15 protein-coding genes are annotated in these 13,163 nt (G+C 68.4%); 6 read left to right on the forward strand and 9 right to left on the reverse strand.

Annotated features, from left to right (window positions below; genetic code table 11):
* Positions 1–515 precede the first annotated feature (515 nt).
* Together purB and ABB22_RS08230 are read right to left on the reverse strand one after the other, a co-directional pair.
* Positions 516–1,898: an adenylosuccinate lyase gene (gene purB / locus ABB22_RS08225; protein ID WP_055764790.1), complete on the reverse strand. Its 1,383-nt coding sequence runs from the start codon at positions 1,896–1,898 to the stop codon at positions 516–518.
* A gap of 36 nt (positions 1,899–1,934) precedes the next feature.
* Positions 1,935–3,251: a hemolysin family protein gene (locus ABB22_RS08230; RefSeq protein WP_055764792.1), complete on the reverse strand. Its 1,317-nt coding sequence runs from the start codon at positions 3,249–3,251 to the stop codon at positions 1,935–1,937.
* A 243-nt stretch (positions 3,252–3,494) separates the two neighbouring features.
* Between ABB22_RS08230 and ABB22_RS08235 the strand changes: the two genes are divergently transcribed.
* Together ABB22_RS08235 and ABB22_RS08240 are read left to right on the forward strand one after the other, a co-directional pair.
* The gene (locus ABB22_RS08235) at positions 3,495–4,907 is read left to right on the forward strand and encodes a class II fumarate hydratase (protein ID WP_055764794.1); all 1,413 of its coding nucleotides are present in this window, start codon (positions 3,495–3,497) and stop codon (positions 4,905–4,907) included.
* 111 nt (positions 4,908–5,018) lie between these two features.
* Entirely contained in the window at positions 5,019–5,228 is a 210-nt protein-coding gene (locus ABB22_RS08240; protein ID WP_055764795.1) for a hypothetical protein, read from the forward strand.
* Positions 5,229–5,289: 61 nt separating this feature from the next.
* On the opposite strand, the gene ABB22_RS08245 is transcribed toward ABB22_RS08240, so the two are convergent.
* From ABB22_RS08245 to ABB22_RS08275, 7 genes are all read right to left on the reverse strand, one after another.
* Entirely contained in the window at positions 5,290–5,724 is a 435-nt protein-coding gene (locus ABB22_RS08245) for a hypothetical protein (RefSeq protein WP_055764797.1), read from the reverse strand.
* Between the two features lie 61 nt (positions 5,725–5,785).
* Positions 5,786–6,376, reverse strand: a complete 591-nt coding sequence (locus ABB22_RS08250) for a DUF2884 family protein (RefSeq protein ID WP_055764800.1) — start codon at positions 6,374–6,376, stop codon at positions 5,786–5,788.
* 34 nt (positions 6,377–6,410) lie between these two features.
* Positions 6,411–7,250 (reverse strand): DUF4097 family beta strand repeat-containing protein, encoded by an 840-nt coding sequence (locus ABB22_RS08255; RefSeq protein WP_055764802.1) that lies wholly within the window; start codon positions 7,248–7,250, stop codon positions 6,411–6,413.
* 38 nt (positions 7,251–7,288) lie between these two features.
* Complete coding sequence (locus ABB22_RS08260; RefSeq protein ID WP_055764804.1) at positions 7,289–8,302, reverse strand: hypothetical protein; 1,014 nt, start codon at positions 8,300–8,302, stop codon at positions 7,289–7,291.
* Positions 8,299–9,171 (reverse strand): ABC transporter ATP-binding protein, encoded by an 873-nt coding sequence (locus tag ABB22_RS08265; RefSeq protein WP_055764807.1) that lies wholly within the window; start codon positions 9,169–9,171, stop codon positions 8,299–8,301. The genes ABB22_RS08260 and ABB22_RS08265 overlap by 4 nt, the downstream gene beginning before the upstream one ends.
* Complete coding sequence (locus ABB22_RS08270) at positions 9,168–9,530, reverse strand: GntR family transcriptional regulator (protein ID WP_055764809.1); 363 nt, start codon at positions 9,528–9,530, stop codon at positions 9,168–9,170. The genes ABB22_RS08265 and ABB22_RS08270 overlap by 4 nt, the downstream gene beginning before the upstream one ends.
* Before the next feature lie 2 nt (positions 9,531–9,532).
* Complete coding sequence (locus ABB22_RS08275; protein WP_057505179.1) at positions 9,533–9,778, reverse strand: hypothetical protein; 246 nt, start codon at positions 9,776–9,778, stop codon at positions 9,533–9,535.
* Between the two features lie 159 nt (positions 9,779–9,937).
* Here ABB22_RS08275 and ABB22_RS08280 point away from each other — a divergent pair, with 159 nt between their 5' ends.
* The 4 genes from ABB22_RS08280 to ABB22_RS08295 all read left to right on the forward strand — a co-directional run bounded on the left by ABB22_RS08280 (position 9,938) and on the right by ABB22_RS08295 (position 13,147).
* The gene (locus ABB22_RS08280) at positions 9,938–10,480 is read left to right on the forward strand and encodes a glutathione peroxidase (protein ID WP_152984091.1); all 543 of its coding nucleotides are present in this window, start codon (positions 9,938–9,940) and stop codon (positions 10,478–10,480) included.
* A gap of 100 nt (positions 10,481–10,580) precedes the next feature.
* Entirely contained in the window at positions 10,581–11,540 is a 960-nt protein-coding gene (locus ABB22_RS08285) for an FKBP-type peptidyl-prolyl cis-trans isomerase N-terminal domain-containing protein (RefSeq protein WP_055764815.1), read from the forward strand.
* Positions 11,541–11,562: 22 nt separating this feature from the next.
* Positions 11,563–12,912 (forward strand): UDP-glucose dehydrogenase family protein, encoded by a 1,350-nt coding sequence (locus tag ABB22_RS08290; RefSeq protein WP_055764817.1) that lies wholly within the window; start codon positions 11,563–11,565, stop codon positions 12,910–12,912.
* Positions 12,905–13,147 (forward strand): SlyX family protein, encoded by a 243-nt coding sequence (locus tag ABB22_RS08295; RefSeq protein ID WP_055764820.1) that lies wholly within the window; start codon positions 12,905–12,907, stop codon positions 13,145–13,147. Before ABB22_RS08290 ends, ABB22_RS08295 begins: the two co-directional genes overlap by 8 nt.
* Positions 13,148–13,163: the final 16 nt, after the last annotated feature.

A 13,163-nucleotide genomic window follows, 5' to 3' on the forward strand; every position in this document is an offset into this window, starting at 1 on the left:
TGTCTTGGCGCTTCGTCTTGCAGGCCCTTGCGTCCTGCCCGGCAAAGCTGGTTACCGCCGGTGGCGGTACCGCAACCGGGCTTTTCTACACGATTGGCGGCGATTGTTCCAGTTGCGGCCCGTCGGGGCAGCGGCGCAGACGGCGGCGGCGTCGCTTGTTCGCGTGGATGGACGCGCCCGGCCGGGCTGCGGTCGCGCGAAGCGCGCGAGGGCGCCGGACGGTCGGACAGGGCGAAATCGCGCTGGCCGCGGCCACGGGCGATCGCAGGGGCCGGGATATACGGGGGCTTGTGTCACGCCGGCCACGGAGCATCCGGGTGTCACCGACGGCGATGCACGGGCCGGTCCCGCGCCGCCGGCGGCGGACCGGCGCGATGCCATCGCTTGATGCGGCAACGGCGAAGCCTGCGCCTGCCGTTGCCGGGTGAATCCAGGGGCCGGATGGAAGGCCGGCAGTGCCTGCAGGCCAGGGCCGCCCACTACCGGTGCGCATCCTGCGATTGCGTGCTCCGGCGTCAGATCGCCTTGGCCAGCCCGGCGGCCAGGCCGGCGTAGCCGCCCGGGGTGAGCTCGCGCAGGCGCTGCTTGGCGTCGGCGGGCAGGTCCAGCGATTCGATGAACCCGCGCATCGAATCGGCGGTGATGCCCTGCCCGCGGGTCAGGGCCTTGAGCTGTTCGTACGGGTTGGGCAGGCCATGGCGGCGCATCACCGTCTGCACGGCTTCGGCCAGCACTTCCCAGGCCGCGTCGAGGTCGGCGTCCAGGCGCTGCGGGTTCACTTCCAGCTTGCCCAGGCCCTTGGCCAGCGACTCCAGCGCCACCTGGGTATGGCCGAAGGCGGTGCCCAGCGCGCGCAGCACGGTGGAGTCGGTCAGGTCGCGCTGCCAGCGGCTGATCGGCAGCTTGGCGCTGAAGTGCTCGAACAGCGCGTTGGCGATGCCGAAGTTGCCCTCGGCGTTCTCGAAGTCGATCGGGTTGACCTTGTGCGGCATGGTCGAGGAACCGACTTCGCCTTCCTTGAGCTTCTGCTTGAAGTAGCCCAGCGAGACATAGCCCCAGATGTCGCGGGCCAGGTCGATCAGGATGGTGTTGGCGCGGCGCGTCGCATCTCCGATCTCGGCGACGTTGTCGTGCGGCTCGATCTGGGTGGTGTAGGGGTTGAACACCAGCCCCAGCGAGGTGACGAAGGTTTCGGCGAAGGCCGGCCAGTCGATGTCCGGATAGGACACCACGTGCGCGTTGTAGTTGCCCACCGCGCCATTGATCTTGCCGGTCAGCTCGACCGCGCCGATCTGGCGGATCTGCCGCTCCAGGCGGGCGACGACGTTGGCGACCTCCTTGCCCAGCGTGGTCGGCGAGGCGGTCTGGCCGTGGGTGCGCGAGAGCATCGGCTGCGCGGCCTGCTCATGCGCCAGCCGGCGCAGCGAGGCGGCGATGCCTTCCAGCGTCGGCAGCAGCACCTGGCTGCGTGCCTGCGCCAGCATCAGGCCGTAGGACAGGTTGTTGATGTCCTCGCTGGTGCAGGCGAAGTGCACGAATTCCAGCGCCGGCGCGAGCTCGGCGTCGTCCTTGAGCCGTTCCTTGATGAAGTATTCCACCGCCTTGACGTCATGGTTGGTGGTGCGCTCGATGTCCTTGACGCGGGCGGCGTCGGCCACCGAGAAACCGTCGGCCAGGGCGCGCAGCCGGGCCTTGCCGGCGGCGGAGAAGTCGGCCAGTTCGCCGATGCCCGGCTCGGCGGCCAGCGCCAGCAGCCATTCGATCTCGACCTTCACCCGTGCCTTGATCAGGCCGTACTCGGAGAAGATCGGGCGCAGCCCGTCGACCTTGCCGGCATAGCGGCCATCGAGCGGGGACAGGGCGAGCAGGGCGGCTTCTGGACGGGACGGATCGGTCATGAGGGGCAGGCTGGCGCAGGGGCAGGGGCGCGTATTCTACGCCGCCGCGCCGTCCGGGGCCGGGAGCCGTTCCACCGTGACCGCCTGGATGCGGTGCCCGGCCATGCGGCGCACCGTGAAACGGTAGCCGTCGATGTCCTGCGCCTCGCCTTCCTCGGGCAGGCGCTGCAGCTGGTGCAGGATCAGCCCGCCGACCGAGTTGACGTGCGCGGGCGCGGCCAGGTCGCGGCCGAGCAGGCGTTCCAGCCGGAAGATCGAGGTCGAACCGGCGACCAGCACGCTGCCGTCGGCGCCCCGGGTCGGGGCGTCCCCGACGGCATGGGGATGCTCGTCCTCGATATCGCCCACCACCACTTCCAGCAGGTCTTCCAGGGTGAAGTAGCCGAGGATGCGGCCGTGCTCGTCCACGCACAGGGCCAGGTGGGTGGTGCCGGTGCGGAAGCGTTCCAGCACCTGCGGCACCGGGGTTTCCAGCGCGATCAGGTTGGCCGGGCGCAGCAGCGGGAGCGGGTCCGGGCGTGGATTGCCGCGCGCCAGTTCCACCAGCAGGTCCTTCATGTGCAGGATGCCGCGCACCTGCTCGCCGTCGGCGGCGAACCAGGGGTAACGGCTGTAGCGGCTGGCGGCGAACCCGGCCAGCACCGCCTGCAGGTCCATGCCGTCGCGGAAGCTGTGCAGGTGGTCGGCCGAGCGCATCAGGTCGCCGGCGACCAGTTCGGGCAGCTCCAGCGCATGGCTCATCAGCGCCAGTTCGTGGTCGCCGCCGCTGCGCTGCTGGCCGCCGAGGATCAGCTTCAGCTCCTCGCGCGAATAGCGGTGCGAGGCATGCTCGACGTCGCCCCAGCCCAGCGCCCGCAGCAGCAGGTTGGCGCTGTTGTTGAGCAGCCAGATCGCCGGGTACATCGCCCAGTAGAACAGGTACAGCGGCGCCGCGGTCCACAGCGACATCCGCTCCGGGCGGCGGATCGCCATCGACTTGGGCGCCAGTTCGCCGAGCACGATGTGCAGGAACGAGATCACGCTGAAGGCGATGACGAAGCTGGTCAGGCGCGCGGCTTCCGGCGCCAGGCCGAGCAGGTCGAACAGCGGCTGCAGCAGGTGCGCGAACGCCGGTTCGCCGACCCAGCCCAGCCCCAGCGACGCCAGGGTGATGCCGAGCTGGCAGGCCGACAGGTAGGCGTCGAGGTGGCCGTGCACGTTCAGCAGCAGGCGGCCGCGCCAGCCATGGTGCTCGGCCAGCCCCTGCGCCTGGGTGTGGCGCAGCTTGACCAGGGCGAACTCGGCGGCGACGAAGAAGCCGTTGAGCAGGACCAGCAGCAGGGCCACGGCCAGCAGGGCAAGGTTGCCGATCACGGTTCCCCTCCGTCATGGCGGATCGTGGAAGGGAGGGTGCAGCGGGGGCCGGGAAATGTCCGGCCGCAACAGCCGTCGGGGTCGTCGCCCATGTGTGCGGGAAGGCAGGGAAATGCGGATGCCCGAGTCTAGCCGATGACGGCCGCGTGCGCGGCAGGGTGCCATCGGCGGTATGGTGGTGCGGCATCGCCAGCCGCCGCCAGCTGCGACTTCCCTGTACGAAACACAATGTGGAGTTGAACGATGAGCAAGAGCTTCAGGATCGAACACGACAGCATGGGCGAACTGCAGGTGCCGGCCGAGGCGCTGTGGGGCGCGCAGACCCAGCGCGCGGTGCAGAATTTCCCGGTGTCCGGGCAGCGCATGCCGCGGGCCTTCATCCGCGCGCTGGGGCTGATCAAGGCCAGCGCCGCCGAGGTCAATGTCGGGCTGGGGCTGTTGCCCAAGGGCGTGGGCCGGGCGATCCGCGCGGCGGCGCTGGAGGTGGCCGATGGCGGGCACGATGCGCATTTCCCCATCGACGTCTACCAGACCGGCTCGGGCACCTCGTCGAACATGAACGCCAACGAGGTCATCGCCACGCTCGCGTCGCGGCGGATGAAAGCGGGCGCCGGCAAGGCGGGCAAGACCCCGGTGCATCCCAATGACCACGTCAATCTCGGGCAGAGTTCCAACGATGTGATCCCCACCGCCATCCGCGTCTCGGCGCAGCTGGAAACGGTGGAAAAGCTGCTGCCTGCGCTCAGGCACCTGCGCCGGACCATCGACAAGCGCGGGCGCGGCCTGGGCAAGGTGGTCAAGACCGGTCGCACCCACCTGATGGATGCGATGCCGCTGACCTTCGCCCAGGAGTTCGGCGCCTGGTCGGCGCAGCTGGAATCGGCGCAGGGCCGCATCGAGGACGCGTTGAAGCGGCTGCGCCGGTTGCCGCTGGGCGGCACCGCGATCGGCACCGGCATCAACGCCGATCCGCGCTTCGGCGGCAAGGTGGCGCGTGCGCTCTCGGCTGCGACGGGAACCAAGTTCGAAAGCGCCCAGAACAAGTTCGAGGGACTGGCCGCGCAGGACGATGCGGTGGAACTGTCCGGCCAGCTCAACGCGCTGGCGGTGGCGCTGATCAAGATCGCCAACGACCTGCGCTGGATGAATTCCGGGCCGTTGGCGGGCTTGGGCGAGGTCGAGCTGCCGGCGCTGCAGCCGGGCAGCTCGATCATGCCGGGCAAGGTCAACCCGGTGATCCCGGAAGCGACGGTGATGGCGGCGGCGCAGGTGATCGGCCACCACACTGCGATCACGGTGGCCGGGCAGACCGGCAATTTCCAGCTGAACGTGGCGCTGCCGCTGATCGCGGCCAACCTGCTCGATTCGATCCAGCTGCTGTCCAGCGTGATGAACCTGCTGGCCGACAAGGTGTTCGCCGGCCTGGTGGTCAGGCAGGAGCGGGTGCGCGAGGCGCTGGCGCGCAATCCGATCCTGGTGACCGCGCTCAATCCGATCATCGGCTACGAGAAGGCCGCGGCCATCGCCAAGCGCGCCTACAAGGAACAGCGCCCGGTGCTGGAGGTGGCCTGCGAGGACAGCGGCCTGCCGGAAGCGGAACTGAAACGCCTGCTGGACCCGGCCGCATTGACGCGGGGCGGCATCCACGACCATTGATTTCCCATCCCGGATCCATCGCCCGGCAGCGCGTGGGATCGCGCCGGGCGCCATCGTGGGGACGCGGTGTGGTAAACGGGAGTTCAACCGCCACGGAAGACAGGGGGATTCATGGCGTTTCTGGTTTTCGGGCTCTATACGGCGTTCTGCTTCTGGGTGGTCTTCACGGACGGTGCCGACACCCTGGAAGGATGGAAATCCTTCTTCCTGTTCGATTGGTTTGCTGCGTCCCTGAGTGCCCAGGAACTACGGTTCTACGTAGGCATTTCCTGGTTGGCGTCGCTCGCGGCCCTGCTGTTCGCCACCCTGGGGGGCGCCTAGCGGAGCCGGCCGGACGCGGCGCGTACCCTGACGGTCAGCGCCGCGCGCCTGGGGCGCGGAATCAGCGCAGTGCGCGCGGGTTGGCCAGCGCTTCGGCGTATTCCTTGAATTCGGGAATGCGCTGGGCCAGGTCCGGCGGGAACGGCGTTTCGCCCGCCGGTACTTCCAGCGGTACGGTGCGGCCGCTGGCATCGGCCGGTGCGGTCGCCTCGGTCAGCGTGTTCTGGCGCAGGATCTGCAGCTTGACGAAGCTGGTCTGCAGCAGTTCGCGCTGGCCCTCGTCGAGCGGAATCTCGATGTCGTCCACGCGCAGCCTGCCGTCGGGCAGGATGTCCAGGTTCGGGTAGGGCGCGCGCCGCACCGACACCATGGTGGCCCCCACTTCCATCTTCGGCTTGCTGCGCTCGGCGCGGTGGGCGGCGTACTGCTCACGGTCGCCGCAACCGGCGACGGCGGCGATGCAGGCCAGCAGGAGGGGCAGCAGCAGTTTCTTCATGGCGTGGCGGAACGGTACGGCGGGGGAGCGGCGATTCTACCGCCCCCGCCGCCAGTGACGGTCAGCGCATCGTCACGTGGCCCTTGCGGCATTCATCGATGTCGCTCTGGTCCATCTTCGCGTAAGGCTTGAATTCGGGGATGGCGGCGGCCAGCTGCTGCTGGGTGGCAAGCATCGCCGGCAGGCGGTCGCAGATCTTCGTGGCGCTTTCCTCCAGCTTCTTCGCCTCGGCGTCGATCCGCTTCTCGATCTGGTCGGTGTCGCCGGACAGGATGCCCTTGAGCGCTTCGCCGGCGGCACGGACGCCGAGGTTGGCGCCCTGTACGCCGATCTCGATGCCGGCCTCGGCCACCTGCATCACCTGCCCGCGGTACTGCAGCAGCAGCTTGCGCTGGGCATCGTCGACGGCGACCGCCTTGCCATCGATCAGCAGGTCGCCGGCGGGCGAGATCTCGACCTTGACGCCGTTGTCGCTGGAAACGCTAATGTTCTTCACGGCCATTTCCTTGCGCGCCTTGTCGGTGGCTTCGCGGACCTTCTGGCCGAGGCTGGTGTCGCCGCCGGCATCGTTACTTGCCTGCGGACGGTTGCCGCAGGCAAGCAGCGGCAGGCACAGCATCAGCGCGAACAGGGGGGCTTTGAGCGTTTTCATGTGAGTGCTTCCGTTGCTGGCAAGGAGGGAGGAATCAGTGCTTGCGGGGCAGTTCGACCGCGCCGCGGATGCCCGAATGGTCGACCGAACCGCTGCCGGTGCGCTGCACCCGCAGGCTGCCGGCAGCGCGCACGCGCAGATCGCCCGAGCCCAGCGTGCCCAGGCTCACCGCGCCGCGGACGGCACCGACGTCGACGTCGCCCGAGCCGATGCTGGCGATGTCCACGTTGCCCTGCACTTCGTGCAGTTCCAGGTCGCCCGAGCCGATGCTGCCGACCCTGGCATCGCCACGCACGCCGTCGACGCGGACATCGCCCGAGCCGATCGAGACCACGTGCAGGGCGCCCACGTTGTCCAGTTCGATGTCGCCGGAGCCGACCGCGGCGGTGGCCAGTCCCTTGATGTCGCGCGCCTTCACGTCGCCGGAGCCGACGTCGGCGCTCATCGCCTGCGCGCCGCTGAGCGTGGCGTCGCCGGAACCGACCTTGAGCTGGACCAGGATGTCGTCCGGCAGCGTGCCGCCGATGTCCAGCCACGCGTAGTTCGAGCCGAAGCCGAAGTTGATGCCGCGGTTCTCGCGCTGCAGGCGGACGACGAGCTTGTCGCCGGCCTTTTCCTGGGTGAGCGACAGCTGGCCGAGCAGGTCCTGGCTGGAGGCGCAGGCGCGGCCGGACAGCGCGGCGCGGGCGCCGGGCGATGCCTGCAGCTTCAGGTCGTGGCTGTTGACCTCGAACACCACGGCCTTGACGCCGGCCAGTTCCAGTTCCAGCGCCTTGGGCTGGCTGAACTTGCAGTGCTCGTCGGCCAGGGCCAGGCCCGGCAGCAGCGCCAGGGCGAACAGCAGGGGCTTGATCGTTGCGTGCTTGATGTCCATCGGGTTTCCTCGAAATCGCGGTGGGACAGGCAGGGCGGTCAGATTTCGTCGCGGCGCTGGCGCAGCCAGATCGCGGCGGCGATGAACAGGGCGCCGACCACCACGCCGATCCAGAGCTCGGGGTTGGCCAGGCCGGCCAGCTGCACGCTGGGCGAGAAGCCATGCAGCATCGAATTCACCGACTCGCCATTGGGCGTGGGGCTGCGGTAGGCCAGTTCGATGCCCGGCGTGGCGCTGAGCAGCAGGCGGCCGACCACGTGTCCCCAGAACCAGCCGTTGTTGAGGCCGGACAGCTTCATCAGGTCGAACCAGCTGACGATGACCCCGGCGAACACCGGCAGCATCACCGCCCACAGGAACGGCTTGCTCCTGGCCCAGGCCGAGCACAGCATCAGCCAGCCGGCGGTGGGCAGCGCCCACAGCGCATAGACCGGGATCCAGGCCAGGTGGCTGGCGGCGATCGAGAACGGGTTGGACGAGGCCCAGATCAGGGTGATCGGGTTGCCGCCGTGGAACAGCACCACCAGGCTGATGATGATCATGAAGCCGAACATCGTCACGATGGCGGCGGCGACCGCCAGCAGCGGGGCGATGACCAGCGCGCCGACCAGCTTGGACAGCACCGTCTGCGTGTCGGAGACCGGCATCGACTTCCAGAACAGCACGCTGCGGTCGCGGCGGTCGTCGTACAGCGCGCCCAGGCAGTAGAAGAACACCACGAAGGCCAGGGTGATGAACGGCCACGCCGAACTCAGCAGCAGGGTGACGTTCATGCCCTCGCCGAACTTGACCATGTCCGCCGGCGTCATCTGCTGGGTCAGCATGCCCAGGTCCAGGCCGTTGACGTTGACGCCGTTGATGTGCAGGTCGCCATTGTTGGCGGCGCGATGGGCGGCGAACAGGCCGGCGATGATCGCCATCAGCGACAGCAGCAGGGAGATGCCGCCGGCCACCAGCGGCGCGCGCAGGAAGCCGCCGCGGTTTTCCCAGTATTCGCGCTTGAGCAGCCACTTGAACTTGCCCAGCGGGGTGATGTGATGGACGGCGTTCATGCGTAGGTTCCCTTCATGATGGCCACGAACAGATCGGCGAGGCCGGGGTTGCGGGTTTCGCCCAGGGCATCGAGCTGGCTGCGGTCGGCGCCGTCGTAGAGCAGCACGGTCTTGCCGAACGGCAGCGAACGCTCGTCGATGGGGCCCAGTTCGCGCGCGGCCTGCAGGGTGTCGGCCGAGGCCAGCAGCTCGGTATAGCGTTCGGACACGCTTTCCATGTCGGCGCTGAGCACGATCTTCCCGTCGCGGATGAACAGCACGTCGGTGAGGATGTGCTCGATCTCCTCGACCTGGTGGGTGGTGACGATGATCGTCTTCTGCTCGTCGAAGTAGTCTTCCAGCAGGCGCTGGTAGAACTCCTTGCGGTAGAGGATGTCCAGGCCCAGGGTCGGCTCGTCCAGCACCAGCACGCGCGCGTCGATGGCCATCACCAGCGCCAGGTGCAACTGCACCACCATGCCCTTGGACAGCTCGGACACGCGCTGCTTCGGCTGCAGCTTGGTGTTGGCCAGGAAGCGCTCGCAGCGGGCGCGGTCGAAGCGCGGGTGCACGCCGGCGACGAAGTCGATGGCCTCCTTGACCCGGATCCAGCGCGGCAGCACCGCCACGTCGGCGATGAAGCACACATCGTTCATCAGCGCGTTGCGCTGGGCGCGCGGATCCATGCCGAGCACGCGCAGTTCGCCCTCGAACGAGGTCAGGCCGAGCAGGGCCTTGAGCGCGGTGGTCTTGCCGGCGCCGTTGGGGCCGATCAGGCCGACGATGCGGCCCGGCGCGATGGTGAAGCTGGTGTTGTCCAGTGCCGGCTTCTGCTTGTAGACCTTGCGCAGGTTGTGAGCGGAAACGACGGCTTCGACGGCGGCATTCATGGTGTGGTCCCCGGTGGCAGCAGATCTTCCAAGGTCAGGCCCAGGCGCTGGATGCGTTCCAGCACGCCGGGCCACTCTTCGTTGAGAAAACGGTCGCGCTCGCTGCCGCGCAGCTTGCGCGCGGCTTCCTCGGTCATGAACATGCCCAGGCCGCGGCGCTTCTCGACCAGGTTCTCATCGGCCAGTTCCTGGTAGGCGCGCGAGACCGTGATCGGGTTCAACTGGTACTCGGCGGCCACCTGGCGCACCGAGGGCAGGGCGTCGCCCGGCTTGATGATGCCGTCCAGCATCATCGCGATGACGCGATCCTTCAGCTGGCGGTAGATGGGAGCGCCATCGCTCCACTGGATATCGCTCATGGTCAGCTCCGTGGATTCAGCGACTGTGCGAATGAGAAGTAGGGCAGGGAGAGGCTGGTCCGCATCCGCCGGACGGGGCGCCTGGTCTTCTCCTGCGCGTTGGCCTCCTGCTCTTCGCCGGTGGTCCCGGCGGCATAATCCTGGACCGGGCCACGGCCGGCAGGCAGGGACAGCGTGCAACCGATCAGCAACAGCGTGCCGGCAGCGGTGAGTGCCGGGAAAAGATGTCGTTGGTGGCTTCGGTTCATGGCGGTCCCCCTGTGTAGGGTGGCTGGTGTTGTATGCAACTATAACACCGACACGCCGACATGCAACTCCCCTGTAACCCAACTGATGGCCTAGTCTTCGAGCGACGCCGGCCCACACCCAGGAGAATCCCGATGTCCATTCGCAACTATTTGATTGGAATGGCGTTTGCCATGTCGATGGTGGGCGCGGCCAGCGCCGCCGACGGTGCCTTGCTGGATCGCGACTACCGTCCGCTGGCCGGAAAGGAGCCGGTAAACCTGAACCGCGAATACGGCGGCAAGGTGCTGCTGGTGGTCAACACCGCCTCCAAGTGCGGCTACACGCCGCAGTACGAGGGGCTGGAGGCCCTGCACCAGGAGCTTGCCGGGCGCGGTTTCTCGGTGCTGGGCTTCCCGTCCAACGACTTCAAGGGCCAGGAGCCGGGCAGCGAGACCGAGATCCAGGAGTTCTGCACGCTGACTTACGGGGTGAAATTCCCCATGTTCCAGAAGGTGCACGTCATCGGCCCGGAGGCCACGCCGCTGTACCAGGACCTCACCCGCCTGACCGGCGTCGCGCCGGGCTGGAACTTCCATAAATACCTGGTATCGCGCGACGGGCGGGTGGTGGCGCAGTTCGCCAGCAAGGTGCGCCCGGACGACCCGGAGCTGCGCGCGGCGATCGAGCGCGAACTCGCCAGGCCGGTGCCGAACCACCATTGACCGGCGCCTCGGCGCACCGCCTCGACATCGCCGGTGCGCATGCGACAATGACGCCCCTCGCGCCGATGGCGGCGTCTGTTCACTTCCAGGAAAGCAGCGAATGAAGATGGGAAAGCGCGGCGCCGTGGCGTCGCTTCTGATTCTGGCGATGGCGGTCCCTGCGGCCGTGATCGCGCAACAACCTGCCGCCCCCGCGGCCACCAAGGAGAAGTCCGTTTTGACCTCGGAACGTGAAAAGATCGGCTACGCCATCGGCGTGGACGTCGCCAGTTCGTTCGAACCCATCGCCTCGGAAGTCGACGTCGCCGCGCTGCGCCGCGCAGTGGAGAACGCCTTCGCCGGCGGCCAGCCGCTGCTGTCGCAGGAAGAGGCGCAGAAGACCGACCAGGCCCTGCGCATCGCGATGATGGCCCGTTCCGGCCAGCAGGTGCCGGGCATGGCGCCGGGCAGCCAGCCGCCGGCGGTGGACCGCGAAAAGGTCGGCCTGATGCTGGGCAGCTATGCCGTCGGCCCGTCGCTGGCGCCGATCAAGGGCGAGATCGACCTGGACGCGACTTTCCAGGCCATCGCCACGATCTTCGCCAAGGGCACGCCGCTGATGGACCGCCAGCAGGCGCAGTCCACGCTGCAGGCCTTCAGCACCGCCAAGCAGGCCGCCGCCGCCGGCAAGAACCGCGAGGAAGGCAACGCTTTCCTGGCCAAGAACAAGGCCCAGCCGGGCGTGGTCACCACCGCCTCGGGCCTGCAGTACCAGGTGCTGCGCGCCGGCAGCGGCGAGCGCCCGATGGCGAGCAGCCGCGTGCGCGTGAACTACGAAGGCAAGCTGCTGGACGGCACGCCGTTCGACAGCAGCTACGAGCGCGGCCAGCCGGCCGATTTCGGCCTGGACCAGGTGATCAAGGGCTGGACCGAGGGCGTGGCGCTGATGCCGGTCGGTTCCAAGTACCGCTTCTGGGTTCCGTCCGAACTGGCCTACGGCAGCAACGGCACCCCGGGCGGCCCGATCGGCCCGGATGCGACGCTGACCTTCGACGTCGAGCTGCTGGGCATCCTGCAGTAACCGCCACGGAGCCACTGCACCCATGCGCGTTGCGATTTTCGGTACCGGCTATGTCGGACTCGTCACCGGGACCTGCCTGGCCGAGGTGGGCCACGACGTGGTCTGCGTCGACATCGACCAGGCCAAGGTCGATGGCCTGAACCGGGGCATCATCCCGATCTACGAGCCGGGGCTGGAACCGATGGTCAAGGCCAACCATGCCGCTTCGCGGCTGGCCTTCACCACCGACGCGGCAACCGCGATCGCGCATGGGCAGGTGGTTTTCATCGCGGTGGGCACGCCGCCCGACGAGGACGGCAGCGCCGACCTGCAGTACGTGCTGGCCGTGGCCCGCACCATCGGCCGGCACCTGCAGGTGCCGACCGTGGTGGTCAACAAGTCGACGGTGCCGGTGGGCACCGCCGACAAGGTGCGCGCGGCGATCGCCGAGGAGCTGGCCGCGCGCGGCGTGGAGATCGCCTTCGAGGTGGTTTCCAACCCCGAGTTCCTCAAGGAAGGCGATGCGGTGGCCGACTGCATGCGCCCGGACCGCATCATCATCGGCGCAGCCAGCGAGGAACCGGTGGCGGTGATGCGCCGCCTGTACGCGCCGTTCAACCGCAACCACGACCGCGTGGTGGAAATGGACGTGCGTTCGGCAGAGCTGACCAAGTACGCCGCCAATGCGATGCTGGCGACCAAGATTTCGTTCATGAACGAAATCGCCAACATCGCCGAGCGTGTCGGCGCCGACATCGAGCAGGTCCGCCAGGGCATCGGTTCGGACCCGCGCATCGGCTGGCACTTCATCTACCCCGGCGCCGGCTACGGCGGCTCGTGCTTCCCCAAGGACGTGCAGGCGCTGGCCCGCACCGCCCTGCAGCACGGCCACACCCCGCGCCTGCTCGACGCCGTGGAAGCGGTGAACGAGGCGCAGAAGGGGCACCTGTTCGAACTGGTCCAGCGCCACTACGACCGTGGCGAGGACGAGGGCGTGCGCGGCAAGACCTTCGCCGTGTGGGGGCTGGCCTTCAAGCCCAATACCGACGACATGCGCGAAGCCTCCAGTCGCCGCCTGCTGGCGCAGCTGTGGGAAGCCGGCGCGCGGGTGCGCGCCTACGATCCGGAAGCGATGCACGAGGCGCGCCGCATCTTCGGCGAGCGCAGCGACCTGGTGTTCTGCGAATCGGCGTTCGATGCGCTGGAAGGCGCCGACGCGCTGGTCGTGGTCACCGAGTGGAAGCAGTTCCGCAGCCCCGATTTCGCGCGCATCCGCCAGGCCCTGGGCGATGCGGTGGTGTTCGACGGCCGCAACCTGTACGACCCGGGCGAGATCGAGGCGGCCGGACTGGCTTATTACGGCATCGGCCGGGGGCGTTCCCTGCATGTCTGACCTGCTGCCGAGCGCCCGCGAACAGGCCCTGGAAGAACGCCTGGTGGAACTTGAAATGCGCGTGTCCTTCCAGGAACACGCGCTGGCCGAGCTGAGCGAGGCCCTGGCCGACGCGCGCATGCAGGGCAGCCGCAACGCCGACGTGCTGCGCGTGCTGCTCGAAGACCTGGGCAAGGTCCGCAATGCGCTCAACGCCTCCGACCCGGCGAACGAACCGCCGCCCCCGCACTACTGATACGACGTACCGCAAG

The sequence above is a fragment of the Stenotrophomonas nitritireducens genome (assembly GCF_001431425.1).
Lineage (GTDB): Bacteria > Pseudomonadota > Gammaproteobacteria > Xanthomonadales > Xanthomonadaceae > Stenotrophomonas > Stenotrophomonas nitritireducens.

What these genes read in the sequence shown, in the direction of transcription:
- purB (WP_055764790.1), bottom strand. Translation starts at nt 1,898, where the DNA reads ATGACCGATCCGTCCCGTCCAGAAGCCGCCCTGCTCGCCCTGTCCCCG.
- ABB22_RS08235 (WP_055764794.1), top strand. Translation starts at nt 3,495, where the DNA reads ATGAGCAAGAGCTTCAGGATCGAACACGACAGCATGGGCGAACTGCAG.
- ABB22_RS08240 (WP_055764795.1), top strand. Translation starts at nt 5,019, where the DNA reads ATGGCGTTTCTGGTTTTCGGGCTCTATACGGCGTTCTGCTTCTGGGTG.
- ABB22_RS08245 (WP_055764797.1), bottom strand. Translation starts at nt 5,724, where the DNA reads ATGAAGAAACTGCTGCTGCCCCTCCTGCTGGCCTGCATCGCCGCCGTC.
- ABB22_RS08250 (WP_055764800.1), bottom strand. Translation starts at nt 6,376, where the DNA reads ATGAAAACGCTCAAAGCCCCCCTGTTCGCGCTGATGCTGTGCCTGCCG.
- ABB22_RS08255 (WP_055764802.1), bottom strand. Translation starts at nt 7,250, where the DNA reads ATGGACATCAAGCACGCAACGATCAAGCCCCTGCTGTTCGCCCTGGCG.
- ABB22_RS08260 (WP_055764804.1), bottom strand. Translation starts at nt 8,302, where the DNA reads ATGAACGCCGTCCATCACATCACCCCGCTGGGCAAGTTCAAGTGGCTG.
- ABB22_RS08265 (WP_055764807.1), bottom strand. Translation starts at nt 9,171, where the DNA reads ATGAATGCCGCCGTCGAAGCCGTCGTTTCCGCTCACAACCTGCGCAAG.
- ABB22_RS08270 (WP_055764809.1), bottom strand. Translation starts at nt 9,530, where the DNA reads ATGAGCGATATCCAGTGGAGCGATGGCGCTCCCATCTACCGCCAGCTG.
- ABB22_RS08275 (WP_057505179.1), bottom strand. Translation starts at nt 9,778, where the DNA reads ATGAACCGAAGCCACCAACGACATCTTTTCCCGGCACTCACCGCTGCC.
- ABB22_RS08280 (WP_152984091.1), top strand. Translation starts at nt 9,938, where the DNA reads ATGGCGTTTGCCATGTCGATGGTGGGCGCGGCCAGCGCCGCCGACGGT.
- ABB22_RS08285 (WP_055764815.1), top strand. Translation starts at nt 10,581, where the DNA reads ATGAAGATGGGAAAGCGCGGCGCCGTGGCGTCGCTTCTGATTCTGGCG.
- ABB22_RS08290 (WP_055764817.1), top strand. Translation starts at nt 11,563, where the DNA reads ATGCGCGTTGCGATTTTCGGTACCGGCTATGTCGGACTCGTCACCGGG.
- ABB22_RS08295 (WP_055764820.1), top strand. Translation starts at nt 12,905, where the DNA reads ATGTCTGACCTGCTGCCGAGCGCCCGCGAACAGGCCCTGGAAGAACGC.